This is a genomic window from Acidaminobacter sp. (genome assembly GCF_030247605.1).
Lineage (GTDB): Bacteria > Bacillota > Clostridia > Peptostreptococcales > Acidaminobacteraceae > Acidaminobacter.
This window is the reverse complement of the sequence record NZ_JAOTSB010000004.1, coordinates 96,519-115,284: the sequence shown is the minus strand read 5'-3', so window position 1 is coordinate 115,284 and position 18,766 is coordinate 96,519. Positions and strand designations below refer to the sequence as shown.

Annotated in this window: 16 protein-coding genes and 1 pseudogene; all 17 read left to right on the top strand. The window is 54.0% G+C overall.

Annotated elements, in window-relative coordinates:
- Positions 1 to 2: 2 nt before the first annotated feature.
- The 17 genes and pseudogenes from OEL90_RS03305 (at position 3) to OEL90_RS03230 (ending at position 18,402) form a co-directional block, all read left to right on the top strand.
- Positions 3 to 848 (top strand): two-component system regulatory protein YycI, encoded by an 846-nt coding sequence (locus tag OEL90_RS03305; RefSeq protein WP_291404544.1) that lies wholly within the window; start codon positions 3 to 5, stop codon positions 846 to 848.
- A gap of 79 nt (positions 849 to 927) precedes the next feature.
- On the top strand, positions 928 to 1,731 hold the full coding sequence (locus OEL90_RS03300) for an MBL fold metallo-hydrolase (protein ID WP_291404545.1): 804 nt from the start codon (positions 928 to 930) through the stop codon (positions 1,729 to 1,731).
- Between the two features lie 72 nt (positions 1,732 to 1,803).
- A complete protein-coding gene (gene rlmH / locus OEL90_RS03295) occupies positions 1,804 to 2,283 on the top strand; it encodes a 23S rRNA (pseudouridine(1915)-N(3))-methyltransferase RlmH (RefSeq protein ID WP_291404546.1) in 480 nt (159 codons plus the stop codon).
- 182 nt (positions 2,284 to 2,465) lie between these two features.
- Complete coding sequence (locus tag OEL90_RS03290; RefSeq protein WP_291404547.1) at positions 2,466 to 3,152, top strand: response regulator transcription factor; 687 nt, start codon at positions 2,466 to 2,468, stop codon at positions 3,150 to 3,152.
- Positions 3,139 to 4,638, top strand: a complete 1,500-nt coding sequence (locus OEL90_RS03285) for a sensor histidine kinase (protein WP_291404548.1) — start codon at positions 3,139 to 3,141, stop codon at positions 4,636 to 4,638. Before OEL90_RS03290 ends, OEL90_RS03285 begins: the two co-directional genes overlap by 14 nt.
- A 98-nt stretch (positions 4,639 to 4,736) precedes the next feature.
- On the top strand, positions 4,737 to 5,885 hold the full coding sequence (locus tag OEL90_RS03280) for a hypothetical protein (RefSeq protein ID WP_291404549.1): 1,149 nt from the start codon (positions 4,737 to 4,739) through the stop codon (positions 5,883 to 5,885).
- Between the two features lie 37 nt (positions 5,886 to 5,922).
- Positions 5,923 to 7,071, top strand: a complete 1,149-nt coding sequence (locus tag OEL90_RS03275) for a hypothetical protein (protein WP_291404550.1) — start codon at positions 5,923 to 5,925, stop codon at positions 7,069 to 7,071.
- A 216-nt stretch (positions 7,072 to 7,287) separates the two neighbouring features.
- On the top strand, positions 7,288 to 8,871 hold the full coding sequence (pckA, locus tag OEL90_RS03270) for a phosphoenolpyruvate carboxykinase (ATP) (protein ID WP_291404551.1): 1,584 nt from the start codon (positions 7,288 to 7,290) through the stop codon (positions 8,869 to 8,871).
- 590 nt (positions 8,872 to 9,461) lie between these two features.
- Positions 9,462 to 10,955, top strand: a complete 1,494-nt coding sequence (gene trpE, locus OEL90_RS03265) for an anthranilate synthase component I (protein WP_291404552.1) — start codon at positions 9,462 to 9,464, stop codon at positions 10,953 to 10,955.
- Positions 10,955 to 11,533: pseudogene (locus OEL90_RS15190) on the top strand (anthranilate synthase component II); the annotation flags it as partial. The gene trpE and the pseudogene OEL90_RS15190, both read left to right, overlap by 1 nt.
- Before the next feature lie 21 nt (positions 11,534 to 11,554).
- On the top strand, positions 11,555 to 12,598 hold the full coding sequence (gene trpD / locus OEL90_RS03260; protein ID WP_414635013.1) for an anthranilate phosphoribosyltransferase: 1,044 nt from the start codon (positions 11,555 to 11,557) through the stop codon (positions 12,596 to 12,598).
- 80 nt (positions 12,599 to 12,678) lie between these two features.
- Positions 12,679 to 13,473: an indole-3-glycerol phosphate synthase TrpC gene (trpC, locus tag OEL90_RS03255; RefSeq protein WP_300687112.1), complete on the top strand. Its 795-nt coding sequence runs from the start codon at positions 12,679 to 12,681 to the stop codon at positions 13,471 to 13,473.
- A 136-nt stretch (positions 13,474 to 13,609) separates the two neighbouring features.
- Positions 13,610 to 14,275 (top strand): phosphoribosylanthranilate isomerase, encoded by a 666-nt coding sequence (locus tag OEL90_RS03250; protein ID WP_300687111.1) that lies wholly within the window; start codon positions 13,610 to 13,612, stop codon positions 14,273 to 14,275.
- Entirely contained in the window at positions 14,272 to 15,459 is a 1,188-nt protein-coding gene (gene trpB, locus OEL90_RS03245) for a tryptophan synthase subunit beta (RefSeq protein WP_291404556.1), read from the top strand. Before OEL90_RS03250 ends, trpB begins: the two co-directional genes overlap by 4 nt.
- A complete protein-coding gene (gene trpA, locus OEL90_RS03240) occupies positions 15,452 to 16,246 on the top strand; it encodes a tryptophan synthase subunit alpha (RefSeq protein ID WP_291404557.1) in 795 nt (264 codons plus the stop codon). The genes trpB and trpA overlap by 8 nt, the downstream gene beginning before the upstream one ends.
- 386 nt (positions 16,247 to 16,632) lie before the next feature.
- Positions 16,633 to 17,034, top strand: a complete 402-nt coding sequence (locus OEL90_RS03235) for an ACT domain-containing protein (RefSeq protein ID WP_291404558.1) — start codon at positions 16,633 to 16,635, stop codon at positions 17,032 to 17,034.
- Positions 17,035 to 17,043: 9 nt separating this feature from the next.
- On the top strand, positions 17,044 to 18,402 hold the full coding sequence (locus tag OEL90_RS03230; protein ID WP_291404559.1) for a PFL family protein: 1,359 nt from the start codon (positions 17,044 to 17,046) through the stop codon (positions 18,400 to 18,402).
- The last annotated feature ends 364 nt before the right edge of the window (positions 18,403 to 18,766 follow it).

Sequence of the window (18,766 nt, the reverse complement as noted above, 5' to 3'; positions counted from 1 at the left end):
TTATGGACTGGAAAAAATCGAAAAACATTCTAATATTTGCGCTGATCCTGACTAACATTGCTTTATTTGCAATGACTGGCGGGCTGGATAAGCTGATCCAAAGAGACAGTACTCAGGATCCGCTGCTGCCATCAGTCATAGCACTTCTAAATGGACGTGGGATAGGCATCAATGCAATTATTCCCTCGATTCCGCTGAACATCAGGGCAATTGACCTCGAGTACAATGAAATTGAAGCGGCTCAGCTCGCTGACAAGCTTCTCACAGGAGGTTACGAGGAGATCAACGGCTTGTTTGTCGGACGTGACGGCGCACTCCTGGTCGTCGCTCTGGAGCGTGAAATCCGTTTCGAGCTTCCCATAGATCAGTGGCTGGTCTCTGATCCCCTTGAAGACGAAGAGGCGTGGCAGGCTGGCGAAGCGTTTCTTGCCGCTCACGGCTTTGACCAGGCTGACCGTCAGCGCTGGGATCTCAGTGTTGAACCTGATCACGTCATCCTGGAATGGCGCCAGAAATATGGCAGCTACTTTCTGGAGGAGGCCTTTATGCGCATTCGCCTGACCGGCAACAAAGTGGTTTCCTTTGAGCGCCGATGGTTTAATGAGCCACAACCCCAGGAGAACGTTCACAAAGTCATACAGCCGTCAAAAGCCTTGTTTATGGCCGCAGAGGAAATCGCTGCGACCAGTACGGGACCGGATCCTTCTGTAAAAATCGATTCCATCGAATTGGGATATCAGCTTGAGACCGGATCCTTGACCAGCGACATCACCTCCGGCGAGGCGTCGCCTTACTGGCGGATGCGGCTGTCCGACGGGCGCGTCATCTTCGTGGAAGCGGTGGAATAAGTTAACATAACGACATATTCTTTCCCCACGAGGTCATTTTGAGGTATAATGGATATCATGTCATTAAGGGGTTGTCCCAATGAGTTTAAAATTTTGCTCCCTGGCCAGCGGCAGCAGCGGCAACTGTCAGTTCATAGCGGCGAACACAAGCCGGGTGCTCTTGGACGCGGGTCTCAGCGGTAAATATATAAAAAACGCCATAGACAGCATTTCAGAAGATATTTCGACACTGAGCGGCATTCTTGTGACCCACGAGCACAGTGACCATATACAAGGCGTCGGCGTGCTGATGCGGCGCTATAATCTCGACGTCTATGCCAACCAAAGCACCTGGGACGCCATGATGCCCAAAATAGGCAAAGTGGACCCGGAGCGGGTCAAGATCATCCAGAATGGGGTGCCATTCTCAATTGGCGACCTTGAAGTCAAATCCATAGCGGTTTCCCATGACGCTGCGGATCCCGTTGCCTACCGCTTTTCTGACGGCATTTCCCGACTGGCTGTGGCAACAGACCTGGGTACCGTGACGGAGGAGATCCTTCAGGAGCTGCTTCAGGTCGATTTTTTGATGCTGGAATCCAACCACGACATTGAGATGCTCAAGATGGGCTCCTACCCTTATTATCTGAAGCGCAGAATCCTGTCTGAAATTGGCCACCTCTCCAACGACAACGCCGGTGAGATTGCCACTTTGGCCGTTCAGGGCGGACGGGTTCAAAATATCCTGCTGGGCCACCTCAGCAAAGAAAACAATTTTCCGGAGCTCGCCTTTGAAACTGTCAGCGGTGTGTTGAGGGAAAACCACATTCATGTGGGAACGGACGTGTGTCTCGATCTGAGCTACAGGGACCGTGTCGGCCGCGTTTACAGCATAGGGAGATAGCGCTGAGGAGCGAAAGCAGTCCGCAGATGCGGGACTGCTGGTGCGTCACTTTAGCAGCATGGAGGTAGAGTCTTGAGAATCACATTGATTGCCGTTGGCAAAATAAAAGAAAAGTTTTATACAGAGGCGCTTTCGGAATATTCGAAGCGCCTTTCGAAATATGTAAAGCTTGAAGTGATAGAGGTAGCCGATGAAAAGACCCCCGACCAAACTTCCGAGCGGGAGAAGGCGCAAATTCTAGATAAGGAAGCCCAGCGAATTCTGGCAAAACTGCCTTCCGGCACCTATGTCATCCCCCTCGCCATTGAGGGAACGATGCTGAGCAGTGAAGGGCTGGCAGAAAAGTTGGCCGGGCTTGGACTTCAGGGGGACAGCCATGTGGCGTTTATTATAGGCGGCTCACTTGGGCTTGCGGACAGTATCCTGGACCGGGCAGACTTCAAGCTGTCCTTTTCGAAAATGACCTTTCCCCATCAGTTGATGCGGGTGATCCTGCTGGAGCAGGTGTATAGGGCGATGCGGATTTTGAGAAATGAGCCCTACCATAAATAAAAGCGCATACAATGACATTTATTATTTGCAACTTAACAAAAAACACTGATTCTTAGTAGAAATTACGATGAAATCAGTGTTTTTCGCGTTTAAGAATGTTTCAAAATAAGATGTAGATCAATCCACATTTTGAGGTATAGTGAAATCAGAAACTCAGACGGTTGAGAAACGAGGGACAGAACATGGCTGTAAAAGTTTTGATCGCGGATGACGAGAAGCAATTGGCAGACTCTCTCAGTTATGCTTTCAGGAGGGAAGGTTATTTGGTACTGACAGCTTATGAGGGCAAGGCAGCTTTAGAGATAATAATGGAAAAAAAGCCGGATCTTGTGATTTTAGATATTTCTATGCCCAGAATGACTGGATATGAGATCCTGAAAGAAATTCAAGGTGTTTATGATCTTGGTGTGATGCTTTTGACTGCGAGAAATGATATTGTCGATAAAGTCATAGGACTTGAGCTGGGCGCGGACGATTATATCACGAAGCCTTTTGACATGAGGGAGGTCCTTGCGAGGGCCGCAGCGCTGGTCAGGCGTCTGAATAAGGGACAACAAGAAACCTTGTTGTCTTGGGGCGTTGAGATCAATGAGCGGAATAGAACGACAATCCTTAAGGGAGAAGTTCTTGAGCTGACACCCAAAGAATTTGAACTGCTTTTTCTTCTGATGCGTCATGAAAATCAGGTGTTCAGTCGGGAAGCACTTTTGGATCAGATTTGGGGCATGGATTATGAGGGTGGAGAAAGGACCGTGGATCTGCATGTGCAGCGATTAAGAAAAAAACTTGGACAAATTGGTGAGGCAGCGCTTCAGACAGTTTACCGGGTTGGCTATAAATGGGCAGGTGAGCGGCGTGAAAAGCTTTGAAGAACGATATGGCATCAGACATTCGCTGAAGTTCAAATCGAGTCTTTTTCTTGTGGTGCTTCTTTCAGGGGCTTTGGCGGTATTGGGCATAATGACGCTGCGGGCTGTCAATACTTTTCAAATGGCTCAACTGGAGTCTGATATGGCGGGAAAGGCAAGGCAAGTCAACCTTTCGTTGAACCAGGCGCTGTTGATGTCACAGAGTTCAGAAACCTATGAGGCAGCGCTGATCAGACTTGCGCCGGAGTTAATTCGTCAGGTGACTCAGGCGCGTTCGCTTTCGACAACCCTATATACCCTGGATGGCAGAGCGACCAACGGCGTAGATCGGTTGGAGCCGGAACTTCTTGAATCACTGGGGGCCGGCCAGGTTCTTTACAGGATCCAAGATCAGGACAGTATCCCAGAACTTGCTTATGTGGACTATCTGGCTCCACTTTATCATCAGGAAGAAATTATAGGTGTGCTGAGACTTCGGTATTACTACAGCGAATATTTGGAATTTTATAAGACGATGGCCCGCATGATCCTGATCACTGGCACCGGTGTGTTTGTATTCAGTTTGTTTGCGGCTCTATGGTATTTTGGACGGATGACGTCTGCCATTGCTATGTTGAAAACGGCTGTTAAGAGGGTTGAAGGTGGGGATTATACGGAGGTAGCCCCACTATTCAGGGAAGATGAACTTGGCGAGCTCAGCCAAGGCATTGTTCAAATGGCCCAAACGATTGACGCAGCGCTGAAAAGCCTTCAAGATGAGCAGGGTCAATTAACGAAAGCCGTAGTTAAGCTTAAGGCGCTGGAATCCTCTCAGCGGACTTTTTATGGCAGCATAACCCATGAATTCAAAACACCGCTGTCTGTGATCAATGCAAATAACGATTTGATCGAAATGTATCCGGAGGATGAGGCACTCCAGGCAAGAGTCCGGAGACAGATCAGATTGGAGGTTCAAAAACTGAACCAAATGGTGGAAAGAGCCCTTGAATTTAGCAGGTATGAACATTATGAATTTGAACTGAAGGTTGATTCCTTTGAGTTGAAAGAGTTGATTGAAGAAATTGTGGGGCGCCTCAGGATCAAAGCGGATAAGTTTGGCTTGAAATGGCGCTTGTCACTGGAACCTGGATTCTTAAATGCAGATCGTGAAATGATGGGCCAGGTGCTAGTGAATCTTCTGGACAATGCCATAAAGTATAATGTCACAATGGGTGAGATCTGGATTTCACTGACCTTTGGAGAACAGATTCAGCTGGTTATTGAAAACACCGGGGAAGGAATATCCGAAATGATTAGAGACCGTCTGTTTGAGCCCTATGCCATGGATGATGGGGTTGGACAAACCGAAGAAACTGGAACCGGCTTGGGTCTTGCGCTGGTCAAGCGCCTGGTAGAACTTCAGCGAGGAAACATTGTCCTTCAGGACGGATTGCCGGAGCATCAGAAGAACAACCTTAAAGGCTGTCGCATTGTGATAGAATTTTAAGGATTTCGATACAACTTGGATAACTTTTCGCTGAAGTTTTGAAACAGGAGTATGAGACAATTCATTTAAAGAACAGCGGAAGGAGGGGGGTGCCGTTGATGCGAAGAAAAACAATTGTCCTATTAACGTCGATCATGGTCTTGGCGCTGCAGTTCAACGCCTGCGAACTGGCCCCAAATTCTCGAAGTTCGGTTGAGGGGCTGGATTCCGGCTGGATCGCCGCGGAAAATCCAGAAGCCGTAAAGCCGGATTCGGGAATCGCGTCTGCTATTATCTCCCTGAAGGGTTATAAGGCCATAGGATGGGCGAATGACCAAACCATATTGGCTTACAAGTATTCTGAAAGCGTGTTTGGCGAGGACCGTGGCTTGGTCTTTCTGGATTCTTCTACACTGGAAGTCAGCAAATATTTCAAGACCGTGGGCACTTATTTTGACGGAAGCCTTTCCCCAGACCGAAGTTTACTGGTATACGTGTCCAGCAGCACAGGCCGCGACAGCGCAAAGCTGAATCTGCTGGACCTGGACAGTGGTGAGACGAAAACCTACGAACGTCTGAGTCTGCCGAATGACCTGAGTTGGGATCCCTATTTGTTTAAACAGCATTTCAGGTGGACGGGACCTAATCAGGCTTGGATCACGCTGAACAGCATGTCGCAGCAACTTGCCTTCGCGGAAATTGATAACGCACAGATTAAATATCTGACACTGAACGCTGCTGAGCTTACACAAGGATTTCCATATTTTTACGCCGCGTCTTTCACCCGGATGGGCGACAAGACCTATGGCTTTGTGCATGTTGGTGAGGAAAAACAACTCATAAAGGGCGATTTATTGACTCAGTCTCTTGAAATACTTCCTGTAGAAGATCCTGAACTGGTTTGGGCGCTGCCTGATGTTCCAGCGCTGCTCGTCGTAAAGAGACCCTCCAATCAGCAGGCTTCTCAGCTGGTCATAGTTTCAGAAGCCGGTGAGGAAATCAAAGTGATTTCAAACCCCTATCTTCTTGATTTTATTGACCTTCAGAAGAACACACTGCTGTACGCCGCCAGGCAAGACGGTGTCAAGACTGACCTGGGCATGTTGAATTTGGAGACAGGAACGGACAGTTATATCACGTCTTATAGGGACATGTGGATTGGCAAGCTTCAACTCTCTCCGGATGGCAGCCGATTATTGGTGGATTTTGAATATGGCGGGCCTCAGGACCAGGGAAAACCAGTCAGTCATATGATTGTTCTGAATTAAGGAAGAAATGAAGAGGATGGAAAGGAAGAGGATGGAAATGAATATACAATGGAGATATCGCTGCATGGTGTTGGGAACCTTGATACTATTTGCCATTGCGTTGCTGGCAGGCTGCAGTCCTGCAGAACCTGAAACGGAGATGCCAACAGAACCAGGCGGTGGGGTGACGGTGGTGGAACCGGAACCATCGGCAGAGGCCGGTTCTGAAACAGAAAAGCGTTATCTGGCCATCTTGAACGGGTACCTTGAAGCGATTCCTACGGAAGTGACAAGTCAAGAAGCGCCAGAGGAGGATCAAAAGGCCATTCTTGAAGACATGGAGAGGTTAGTTCAGAATGGCGCGGACAGCCGGAAGATCTACAGTGCTTATGTGAAGGGCATCACAATACTATCCCCAGAGGCGGCAGACCGTTTTACCGCTTATGCCATCGCGGGATTGAGGCGAAACAGCTTTGAGGATTACAAGGCCCTCGAGCCCTTTATGGCCACAGAAGGGGCGCTGGAGCGCTTTTTCAAGGCCGCCGAGGCTCATCAATATCACTATGTTCTGTTGAATCGCCACGTTGAAGAAATCTCTGATCCGGAAATCAAAGCAATGGTTGAGGACGCAAAGTCACAGGGCTATTATGTGGCCAGTGCCGAGGGCATGCTTTTCTATCTCGTGGACTTCACGGAAATTGCCAAATACAGGGGCTGCAATACACCGGAAATGTCGCAGCTGATTGAGACGCTCGCCATTGACGCCCTCGAGCCTATGCTGTCAGACGCTGCTCTAATTGTGGACCGGGAGGTACTGGGTGCGAGAACATGGCATATGGAGAAACTTTTGGAAGACTATCAAGGTACGCTGTATGAGCAATATCTGGCTGTGCGCTACAGAGATCACATGGTCATGATGTTCTTTGGGGTGAACAATACTCCAAACTTCAACTATGAGACCAATCGGATTGAAGAGGCCACGGTTGATTTCTTCAAGTCCGTCAGCCAGATTGAGAACTCCTATACGGTAGAGCTTGTTCAAAGTTTTATGTCGATCCTTGAGGAACATGATGGCATACTGAATGAAGCGGCCAGACAGGAGGCCGACGCGCTCCTATCAGGTTTGGACGCGAAATATGGCTTGGACCAGGAAGTAATTCAGCGCTATGGCAACTGGATGTCAGGCTTAGAGGTGGCGGGCGAATAAAGGCCTATTGGGCGGACGAAACCGGAAGATTTGGATTCGTCCGTTTTTCTCGAACTTTGAAGGTTTCACGTCCATCGGCAGGTATTTCCTTTTTTGTTTTAGAGTTTTCAGTTAAATGCCTTGTTTCTTGCATTGTCTAAAAGGGAATAATCCTGATATAGTCATGTTGAGAGAACTGGGCCCTTCTGGAAGGGCATCACAAGAAGGAAGGTACATATGGATTATACAGCATATTTAAAGAACCTATCCATTTACAACGTGGGGGATGTATTTGACAATCTGCCGCCAGCGAGGCTGGTAGAGCAGGCGCTGATCAATAGGGAGGGTGTCCTCTCAAGCACGGGGGCGCTGGCCATTCGTACGGGGAAATATACGGGGCGTTCGCCACTGGACCGGTTTATTGTGGATTCGCCCGATGTGCACGACAAGATTTCCTGGGGCAAAATCAACCAGCCCATGACGGAGGATGTGTACTGGCGGATTTATTACCGTCTGACTGCCTACCTTGAGGACCGGGACTTATACATATTCCAGGGCTACTGCGGAACGGATCCGAAGCACCGGATTCCCATTTCGGTCATCAACCAGTATGCGTGGCAGAACCTGTTTGCCCGGCAGCTGTTTGTGAGACCATCGGCAGAGGAACTGGAGAGCCATGTGCCGGAGTACACGCTGCTGTGCGTGCCTGGCTTCAACGCGTTCACCAACGTGGACAGGACCCGCTCGGAAGCGTTCGTCATTCTGAATCTCAAGGAGAAGACGGTCATCATAGGCGGGACGCGGTACGCGGGGGAAATGAAGAAGGCGGTCTTTACGGTGATGAACTACCTGCTGCCGGAAGCCGGCGTCTTTCCTATGCACTGCTCTGCCAACATCAATGACGCGGGGGACACGACGCTGTTCTTTGGACTGTCGGGGACAGGTAAGACGACGTTGTCCGCGGATCCCCACTGCCAGCTGATCGGAGACGACGAGCACGGCTGGAGCGATGACGGCGTGTTCAACTTCGAAGGCGGCTGCTATGCGAAATGTATAGGGCTGACCCGAGACAAGGAGCCGGAGATTTTCGACGCCGTGCGCTTTGGGTCAGTTCTGGAAAACGTCATCATGGACCCGCTGACGCGGATCAGCGACTTTTCAACAGACCAGGTGACAGAGAACACCCGGGCGGCATATCCGCTGGAGTTCATACCAGGCGCTGTGCCTAGCGGCAGGGGCGGACATCCCAAAACTATTTTGTTCCTGACGGCGGACGCCTTTGGCGTTATGCCGCCTATTTCAAGGCTGACCACGGAACAGGCCCTCTACCACTTCCTCTCGGGCTACACGAGCAAGCTGGCGGGGACAGAACGGGGCATCACGGAGCCGGAAGCGACTTTTTCGACAGGGTTTGGGGAACCGTTCCTTCCGAGGGATCCCATGGTTTATGCAGGTCTGCTGAAAAAGCGCATGGAGACCTATGGCACCAAAGCGTATCTGGTCAACACCGGTTGGGTGGGCGGCGCCTATGGCACCGGGGACCGCATTAAGCTGGCCTATACCAGGGCTATGGTCAACGCGGCCATGAACGGCGAGCTGGACTCGGTGGCGTTTGAGACGGAGCCGTTCTTTGGGCTCAGCATTCCCAAGGCTTGCCCGGGGGTGCCGTCTGAGCTTCTGAATCCGCGATTCACTTGGGCGGATCCCGGTGAGTATGACGTGGCTGCCCAAGCACTGGCGGCGCGTTTTCACAAAAATTATGAAAAATTTGAAAAGACTAAAAAAGATGGCCTTGACAAAGCGGCGGCCTCGGCAGTATAATTCTAAAAATTGATTATCAATATTTGATCCTGAAGCAAAAGTAAGTAGTAGGCATCAGCGAATGTCACAGAGAGCCGGCGGTGGTGGGATGCCGGCACAGACGCCGCGTACGAATGGGTTTGTGAGGAGCATGGTGAACCGCGTTTGCCTGGTTTGGCCGGATCGGCCAGCTGGGGCGGACTGCTGAAGTATCCATAGCCGCGTGTCTCGCGTTATAGGGACAGGATATCGCACAGGTTGAACACAGATGCCGGACGTCGCAGCAAAAGACTCGGCAGCGCCATGTGCTGTATCTCAAACAAGGAGAGCACTATTTCTCAAAATTGGGTGGCACCACGAGTCTATCGTCCCAAACCGGGAGGATAGGCTCTTTTTTTGTATGAAAATCTGGGTGAAACTTGGTGTCAGACACCGAGTTACACCTCAAGAAGAAACTTGGTGTCAGACACCGAGTTTTCTTGTGGAAGGCGGGGTCAATAAGCCATTGGCCGCTGACACCCGCTTCCAATCACTCAGCGGCCTTTGGCCTATCGACCCATCTTCCACCCCTTCGCTTCCACTAAAATGACTATACCCAAGGAGTGACAACCATGATTTATCCAGAACTCGAAAAGGCTAAGCGCATCTCAGAGGGCTATGACCTTGTACCGGTTGCCGTTGAGCTGATGGCGGACATGATGACCCCCATCCAGCTGTTCCATGCCATTAAGGACGACGCGACCCACTGCTTCCTGCTGGAAAGCGTTGAAAACGGGGCCCAGTGGGGCCGCTACTCCTTTATAGGCCGCTGCCCGGAGGCGGAGATTTTGCTCAGGGATGGGATCATGACCATTAACGGACAGAGGGTGGCCGATGGTCGCATCACCGACCCTTTTACCGTCATAGGCGACTTTCTTTCGACGCGACGCAGCCCCAAGCTCCTCCATCTCCCGCCGCTGACGGGCGGCCTGGTGGGCGTCTTCGGATATGACGCGGCAAGATACGTGGAAACGACCCTGGGCCCCGGTCCTGAAGACACAATAGGACTTCCTGAGATCCATCTGATGTATTTTGAAGAGATCATCGCCTTCGACCACCTGAAGCACAAGGTCATTTTGATGACTCATGCCAGAACTAAGAGCGACGCTGGTTTCGAGGCAGAATACGCAGCGGCGGTTCAGAGGCTGCGGGACTTGTCGGAGGGACTTTCGACTGCCATCGGCAGAGCAGGAGGTCAGAGGTTCAGTAATGGCAGGAAGCCCCGTCAGCGCGAGGCCGAGGCCACCAGCGACACGACGCGGGAGGCGTTTATGGAGAAGGTTCGGAAGGCCCAACATCACATCTATGATGGGGACGCGTTCCAGATCGTTCTGTCTCAGCGGTTTGAGGTGGATAACCCGCCGCCGGCCTTCGATGTGTACCGGGTGCTGCGGGTGCAGAATCCGTCGCCTTACATGTATTACTTCAAGTTTCCGTCCTATGAGATTGCCGGGGCGTCCCCCGAGCGACTGGCCAGTGTGACTGACGAGCGGATCATGACGCGGCCTATCGCCGGGACGATCCGCCGGGGGCTCGACGCGGCGGAGGACCTTCAGCTGGAGGCGCAGCTGCTGAACGATCCCAAGGAGCGGGCGGAGCACATGATGCTGGTGGACCTGGGACGAAACGATGTAGGCAGGGTCGCCGCCTTTGGATCAGTAGAAGTAACGACGCTGATGAAGGTGGAGCGGTACTCCAAGGTCATGCACCTGGTGAGCGACGTGGAAGGCAATTTGAAGCCGGGCCTGAGCGGCCTGGACGTTCTGAAGTCGGTGCTGCCGGCGGGGACGCTGTCCGGGGCGCCCAAGGTCAGGGCTATGGAAATCATAGACTCCCTGGAAAGCAGCCGACGGGGGATTTATGGCGGCACGGCGGGCTACCTGGCGCTGAATGGGGACATGGATACGTGCATTGCCATTCGGACGGCGCTGTTTACAGGCGGGAAGGCCTATGTCCAGGCGGGGGCCGGGATTGTGGCGGACTCAGTGCCGGAGAAAGAATATGAGGAGACGGTCAACAAGGCGAAGGCCGTCGTTCAAGCTATTGTGGAAGCGGGGGATCTCTAATGATCTTGATCATAGACAACTACGATTCGTTTACTTATAACCTGTATCAGGAGATCGGGTCGTTTTATCCGGACTTGAAAGTGGTACGCAATGACCAGATTACTTTGGCGGAGATTGAAGCTTTAGGGCCTGAGGCCCTGATCCTGTCGCCGGGGCCTGGCTTTCCGGCCAGCGCGGGGATCACCATTGAAGCGATCCGACATTTCGCCGGCAAGATTCCTATGCTGGGGGTTTGCCTGGGACTGCAGGCCATAGGTGAGGCTTTTGGGGGCCGGGTGGTTCACGCCTCAGAGCAGGTCCACGGGAAGTCCAGCATGATTGAGGTGGATCCGTCCTCTAAGCTCTTTGAAGGGCTGCCGGTAAAGCTGGAGGTGGCACGGTATCACTCGCTGGTGCTGGATCCTTTGTCTTTGCCCGAGACCTTGAAAGTGACCGCTAAGACCGCCAAGGGTGAAATCATGGCAGTGGAAAATGAAGCGCTGGCGGTTTATGGAGTGCAGTTCCATCCGGAGTCCGTGCTGACTCCACATGGCAAGTCCATGCTGTACAAGTTTGTCACTAAAGTGGCGGGGGTGCAGGCCACCAGCCAGGTCCTCCAGATGCCGGTGTCCAGCGAAGAGAAGTCGGCGCTGAAGCGCTATCTTCTGACGGTGGCGGAGGGCGAGTCCCTGAGTGCCTCTGAGGCAGAAAATGCCATGGGCTGCATCATGGATGGCGGTGCAACGGATGCCCAGATCGCGGCATTTATGACGGCGCTGCGGATGAAGGGCGAATCCGTGGATGAGATTACGGGCTTTGCCAGAGCCATGATCAGCAAAGCGGCCACAGTTAAAACTACTTTGCCGGCAGTGGATATTGTGGGCACCGGCGGTGACCTCAGCAACACCTTCAATATTTCGACGACGACCGCTCTTGTGGTGGCGGGCGCCGGGCAGCCGGTGGCCAAGCACGGAAACCGCAGTGTCTCCAGTCGCTCCGGCAGCGCGGATGTCCTGGAACAGCTGGGGGTCCGGCTCAATCTGACGCCGGAACAGGCCCTGGACTGTTTGGAGAAGACCGGTGTGACCTTTATGTTTGCGCCGGCCTTCCACGGCTCCATGCGCCATGCGGCGACACCGCGGCGGGAGCTGGGACTGCGGAGTGTTTTCAATATTTTGGGACCACTGTCCAATCCGGCGGGAGCCCCTTACATGCTTCTTGGGGTTTATGATGAAAAGCTGGTAGAAGTTCTGGCGAATGTTTTAGTTCAGCTGGGCGTCCAGGGTGCCCTCGTGGTACACGGCTCCGACGGCCTCGATGAGGTCACTTTGACAGGCGCGACGACGATTTGTGAGATCAAGCGGGGTCAGACCCGCACCTACAAAATTACCCCGGAAGAGGTCGGGCTGACTTCGACAGAGCTCGTGAACCTGGTAGGGGGAACGCCTGAGGAGAATGCCAAGATCACGCTGGATATTTTAAACGGCATGCAGGGACCAAAGCGGGATGTTGTGCTTCTGAACGCGGCGGCGGCCCTGGTGGCCTCCGGTAAAGTGGACAGCTTTGTGGCAGGCGTAGCGGCAGCCCGAGAATCCATTGACAGCGGGCGGGCTCTGGCGAAGCTGAAGGCACTGGCGGAGACGACCCAGCAGTATGGGAGATAGATGTCCGGCGAAACGCGGTAGGCAGGAAAGCTTAATAGTACTAACTTTAATAGGTTTATAGGGACTTAGGGAGGACAACCATGATATTGGATGAGATTGTTGAAAAACGCAAAATTCAGCTGGCCAAGGAGATCTCGGCGGTCGGGCGTGAGGAAATGAAGCGCATGGCTCTGGAGATCGCTGATAGCGCATCCCCTGAGCGGGCGACCAAGGGTTTCGCAAAGGCTTTGGCTGCGGAAGGCCTGTCCATTATTGCGGAGGTCAAAAAGGCCTCCCCATCCAAGGGCCTGATCCAGCCGGATTTCCGCCCGGCGGAGGTCGCGGCAGCCTATGAGCGCAGCGGCGCCAGCGCCATTTCCGTGCTGACGGAGGAAGCCTATTTCCAGGGCGGCTCCGACTATTTGAAGCAGGTGCGCCAAGCGGTGTCCCTCCCCATCATCCGGAAGGACTTCATCTTTGACGACTACCAGATTTACGAGGCCCGTGTGATTGGCGCTGACGCGATTCTGCTGATTGTCGCGATTCTCAGCGACGAAGAGATCCGGTCCTTTATGGCCCTGGCGGCCTCCCTTGGACTGGACGCCCTGGTGGAGGTCCACGACGAAGCGGAGATGACGCGGGCCATTGACTGCGGGGCCGAACTGATTGGCATTAACAACCGGGACCTCAAAACCTTCAATGTGGAGCTCTCCACCACCCAAAGACTGCTGCCGATGGTCCCTAAAGACCGCCTCTGCATCTCAGAAAGCGGCATCCGGGATGCAAAAGACATGGAGGCGGTACGGTCCTGGGGCGCCGACGCGGTGCTGATCGGCGAGACCTTGATGCGAAGCAAGGACGTCGAAGGGACGCTTAAGGGACTTAAGGGGTTGTAATAGAAAATGTTGAAAAAGGAAGGAAACTGGGGGTCGATGAAACTCGGTGTCAGACACCCAGTTTCTGAAACTCGGTGTCAGCGGCTTACGCCTAACGACCCCCAGTTTCCCTCATTAGAAAGTGAGTTGACATACAATGAAAATAAAATTCTGCGGACTTAGACGTCCTGAGGATATTGAATACGCGAATCAGACCCGTCCGGACTATATTGGCTTTGTCTTCGCGAAGAGCAAGCGGCAGGTGAGTCCTGAACTTGCGGGACAGTTGGGGTTGGGGCTGGCGGAAGGCATGAAGAAGGTCGGCGTGTTTGTGAACGCGTCTTTGGAGGAAATCCTTGAGGCAGTGCGGCAGGCGAAACTGGATGTTGTGCAGCTGCATGGGGATGAAGGACCAGAGGAAATTCGGGCAGTTAAAGAGGCGCTGTCGGGTGTGTGTTCTGGAACCATCGGCAAATGTCCTGAGATTTGGAAGGCCGTGAGGACAACAGACGCGGCGGTGCTGCTGGCTGCGGACGGGCTTGAGGTGGACCGGCTGCTGCTGGACGCCTTTACACCGGGCATGGCCGGGGGTACGGGTGTAGTCGCGGACTGGAACATGATTCGCGGTGTCAAGGAACAGCTCACGAAGCCATTTTTTCTGGCAGGCGGGTTGAACGCCGGGAACCTGGAAGAGGCGGTTTATGCCGTCGAGCCTTATGGGATCGACTTGTCCAGCGGCATTGAAACGGATGGGTTTAAGGATCTTTCAAAGATGGAAGACATCATCGAAATTATAGAACGAGTCGGGGGGAAAAGAGCATGACAAAGCCAGGAAGATACGGTGAGTTTGGGGGGCAATATGTCCCCGAGACGCTGATGAACGCGTTGATTGAGTTAGAGGCGGCGTACACGAAGTTTTCGCAGGAGCCGGAGTTCAGGGCGGAGCTGAAGGCACTGCTGGAAGGGTACGCGGGACGGCCGTCCATGCTGTATCCGGCGCGCAAGATGACCCAGGACTTGGGGGGCGCGCAGATTTATCTGAAGCGGGAGGACTTGAACCACACGGGGTCCCACAAGATCAACAACGTTCTGGGGCAGGCGCTCCTTGCTAAGAAGATGGGCAAGAAGAGGCTGATCGCTGAGACAGGGGCAGGCCAGCACGGGGTTGCCGCGGCGACGGCAGCGGCGCTCCTGGGCATGGAGTGCGAGGTGTTCATGGGCGTGGAGGACATGGAGCGCCAGCAGCTCAACGTTTACCGGATGAAGCTCCTGGGGACCAAGGTTACTGGGGTGTCAAGCGGTACGGGGACGCTGAAGGACGCGGTCAACGAGGCGTTCCGCTGCTGGGCCGGGGAGGCGGATACTACGTTTTATATGATTGGCTCTGTCATGGGGCCCCATCCGTTTCCTATGATTGTCCGGGACTTCCAGAAAGTTATTGGTGAAGAGGTCCGGGCGCAGCTTGCCGTGGAAGCCGGGCGGCTGCCGGATTGCGTCATAGCCTGTGTAGGCGGCGGGTCCAATGCCATGGGGGCGTTTTATGATTTTATCGATTCCCCGGGCGTTCGGCTGGTTGGCGCGGAGGCAGCGGGGCATGGCGTCGACACGCGGATGAACGCGGCTACGGTGACCATGGGGGAGACGGGGGTTTTTCATGGGATGAAGTCGCTGTTTCTGCAGGATGACGGCGGGCAAATCATGCCGGTGTACTCCATCTCCGCCGGTTTGGATTATCCGGGCATTGGGCCTGAGCATGCTTATTTGGCGTCCATCGGCAGAGCGGAGTACTTGCCGGTGACGGACGCGGAGGCGGTGGATTCCTTTGAGTACCTGGCGAAGGTGGAGGGGATCATTCCGGCCATTGAGTCGGCCCACGCGGTGGCGCTGGCGAGGAAGATCGCGCCGGAGATGGGGCCGGAGGAGATTCTGGTGATCTGTCTGTCCGGGCGCGGGGACAAGGACGTGCAGTCTGTGGCGAAGTACAGGGGGGAAAACATCCATGAATAGGATTGATGCGACTTTTGAGGGGCTCAGACATCGCAGGGAGAAGGCACTGATCACGTTTGTGACGGCGGGCGACCCGGACATGGCGACGACGGAGGCGCTGGTGCTGGAAATGATTGCTCAAGGCGCAGATTTGGTGGAGCTGGGCGTGCCGTTTTCAGATCCCATGGCGGAGGGGCCGATCATTCAGGCTGCCAGTGCCAGGGCTTTGGAGGCGGGGGCGACTCTGCCGGGGATTTTTGACCTGGTGACGCGGCTCAGGTCTGGGGGAGTGACGGAGACGCCGCTGCTTCTGATGATGTATTTGAATTGTATTCTGCATTATGGGAAGGACCGGTTTTTTGAGGCCTGCGCCCGTGCGGGGATTGACGGGGTGATTGTGCCGGATCTGCCTTACGGGGAGCAGGTGGAGATTTCCGGGGAGGCCAGGGCTCATAGGGTTCACCTGATCAGTCTGGTGGCGCCGACGTCCCGGGACCGGATCCATGCCATTGCCCAGAACAGCGAGGGCTTCCTGTACTGCGTGTCCTCCCTGGGGGTGACGGGGACGCGGGCTGGGTTCGCGACGGATTTTGACGCGTTTTTTGGGGAGATTCAGAGGCACGCGACGGTTCCAACGGCGGTGGGCTTTGGTATTTCCACACCGGAGCAGGCGAAGGCTTTGGCGAAGTATGCTGAAGGGGTCATAGTCGGCAGCGCCGTGGTGGATTTGGTGGCGAAGCACGGCACCGGAGCGGCTGCGCCTGTGGGCGCGTTTGTGAAGGCGCTGAAGAATGCGATTAGGGAATAAGGATCTGAGGATTGTGGTCGGACGGGGAGCGCGAGAATGAAAGTCGTTTTCGCATGCTCTGGCACCGAAATGAAGTTGGTGTCAGACACTCAGTTGAAGTTGGTGTCAGACACTCAGTTGAAGTAGGTGACAGGCACTCAGTTGAAGTTGGTGTCAGACACTCAGTTGAAGCCGGTGACAGGCACTCGTTAATTGTTTGTATTTTCTGCCGTGCATACGCAGAATAATATCGAATTACCGTATTATTGTATACAAAAACATACACTATTACGAACGATCGTTAATATAAATTAAATATTGTTAATAAAATGCTGTTCATGCCCTTCTGTTCTGTGCTATAATGTGAAAAATTCTGAAAACTTGAGTGGGAGAAAAGGTGTGGGTGGGTGACCATCGGCAGAGGTATTGGTTTTGGTCTGGTACTGGTACTGGTTCTCGGACCCGGACGGATTCCAGCGCCGGCGCTAACGCCGTCACCGTCACACCTGACCTGTTTGAGGGAAATGGGGGCAATTCAATTGAAAGCAGTGATTACAGTTCTTGGGAAAGACCGGCCGGGGATCATCGCGAAGATCGCCACGGCGCTGTACGAGCGTGAAGTCAACATCGACGACATCAGCCAGACCATCATGCAGGGGCTGTTCACCATGGTCATGATCGTGGACCTTGGCAAACTCAACACGAACATTGAGGAGCTGCAGGCGAAGATGCAGGAAGTCGAAAACGAACTGGGCATGCAGATCAGAGTGAAGCGGGAAGAGGTTTTCACCGCTATGCACCAGATTTAGGAGGATGTTATGTTAACTATGCGGCAAATCCTGGACACCCAGGAAATGTTCCACGAACAGAAACTCGACATCCGGACCGTGACCATGGGCATTTCGCTCCTGGATTGTGCCGATGGCAACGGAAGCGTCATGGCGCAGAAAATCTACGACAAGATCACAAGGGTCGCCGCGCGGCTGGTTCCAGTAGCGAAGGAGATCGAAAAGGAATTCGGGATTCCCATCATACATAAGAGGATTTCGGTGACGCCAATCGCTATGCTGGCGGGGGCTTCCGAGGAGGACGTCACGCTGGAGCTGGCCCACGCGCTGGACCGGGCGGGCAAGGCGGTCGGGGTCAACTTCATAGGGGGCTTTTCGGCACTGGTCCACAAGGGCATGACAAAGGGCGACATCCGCCTGATTCAGGCGCTGCCAAGGGCGCTGGCGGAGACGGAGATCGTCTGTGGCTCGGTGAACGTGGCGACGACCCGGGCAGGCATGAACATGGACGCCATTCGGGAGATGGGTCAGGTGGTCAAGGAGTGCGCGCGCCTGACGAAGGACCGAGATGGCATCGCTTGCGCGAAGCTGGTCATCTTCTCCAACGCGGTGGAGGACAATCCGTTTATGGCGGGGGCCTTCCACGGGCCGGGCGAGGCGGACTGCACCATCAACGTGGGCGTCAGTGGACCGGGGGTTGTGAAGGTCGCGCTGGAAGAGGTGCGCGGCAAGAGCTTCGACGAGGTGGCTGAGACCATCAAGAAGGCGGCCTTCAAGGTGACGCGCATGGGCGAGCTGGTGGCCCGGGAGGCGTCGCGGCGGCTTGGGGTTTCCTATGGCATTGTGGATCTGTCTTTGGCGCCGACGCCGGAGGTTGGGGACAGCGTGGCCCGAATCCTCGAGGAGATGGGCCTGGAGACTTGCGGGACCCACGGTTCCACGGCGGCACTGGCGATGCTCAACGACGCGGTCAAGAAAGGCGGCGCCATGGCGTCTTCCCACGTGGGCGGACTCAGCGGCGCGTTCATCCCGGTCAGCGAGGACGAGGGCATGATTGAAGCAGTTGAGAAAGGCATTTTGACCTTGGACAAACTCGAAGCTATGACCTGCGTGTGCTCGGTGGGCCTCGATATGATCGCGATCCCGGGGGATACGACCGCGGAGACGATTTCGGCCATCATCGCGGACGAGGCGGCGATTGGCATGATCAACAACAAGACTACGGCAGTGCGCGTCATTCCGGTGCACGGCAAGGGCGTGGGCGACTACGTGGAGTTCGGCGGTCTGCTGGGCCGGGCGCCAATCATGCCGGTGAACAAAGCCTCCTCCAAGCTCTTCGTGGAGCGCGGCGGCCGTATTCCGGCACCTATTCACAGCCTCAGGAACTAGAGGATAAAGATCAAGGCTAAGACTAAGACCTGAACATTTGCCGATGGTCGCTAAAGCAAACAGACCAAGACCAGAGGGAAGCGCAGCTAGGCAATAGGCGCCGGTCGCTCTGGAGCACGTCGGAATAAAGGTAGCGGGTCAGACCCCGGCTGTTTATAGTGGACAGCCGGGATCTGACCCGCTTTGCTTTGAAGCCTTCCGGCCCAAGCTTCAATCTGATGAGGGTGGACTGTCTCGAATCAATAATGAACAAAATAATGTCTGTGTATTTCTAAAATATTTCTGCACCTGACACCGTATGCATATCTAAACCAGGTACCAGGTTCAACTTCGTACCTGACCCCAATGCAAATTAATCCTTATT

Coding starts and splice junctions, on each gene's coding strand:
- OEL90_RS03305 (WP_291404544.1), top strand. CDS start 3: ATGGACTGGAAAAAATCGAAAAACATTCTAATATTTGCGCTGATCCTG.
- OEL90_RS03300 (WP_291404545.1), top strand. CDS start 928: ATGAGTTTAAAATTTTGCTCCCTGGCCAGCGGCAGCAGCGGCAACTGT.
- OEL90_RS03290 (WP_291404547.1), top strand. CDS start 2,466: ATGGCTGTAAAAGTTTTGATCGCGGATGACGAGAAGCAATTGGCAGAC.
- OEL90_RS03280 (WP_291404549.1), top strand. CDS start 4,737: ATGCGAAGAAAAACAATTGTCCTATTAACGTCGATCATGGTCTTGGCG.
- OEL90_RS03275 (WP_291404550.1), top strand. CDS start 5,923: ATGAATATACAATGGAGATATCGCTGCATGGTGTTGGGAACCTTGATA.
- pckA (WP_291404551.1), top strand. CDS start 7,288: ATGGATTATACAGCATATTTAAAGAACCTATCCATTTACAACGTGGGG.
- trpE (WP_291404552.1), top strand. CDS start 9,462: ATGATTTATCCAGAACTCGAAAAGGCTAAGCGCATCTCAGAGGGCTAT.
- trpD (WP_414635013.1), top strand. CDS start 11,555: ATGCCGGTGTCCAGCGAAGAGAAGTCGGCGCTGAAGCGCTATCTTCTG.
- trpC (WP_300687112.1), top strand. CDS start 12,679: ATGATATTGGATGAGATTGTTGAAAAACGCAAAATTCAGCTGGCCAAG.
- OEL90_RS03250 (WP_300687111.1), top strand. CDS start 13,610: ATGAAAATAAAATTCTGCGGACTTAGACGTCCTGAGGATATTGAATAC.
- trpB (WP_291404556.1), top strand. CDS start 14,272: ATGACAAAGCCAGGAAGATACGGTGAGTTTGGGGGGCAATATGTCCCC.
- trpA (WP_291404557.1), top strand. CDS start 15,452: ATGAATAGGATTGATGCGACTTTTGAGGGGCTCAGACATCGCAGGGAG.
- OEL90_RS03230 (WP_291404559.1), top strand. CDS start 17,044: ATGTTAACTATGCGGCAAATCCTGGACACCCAGGAAATGTTCCACGAA.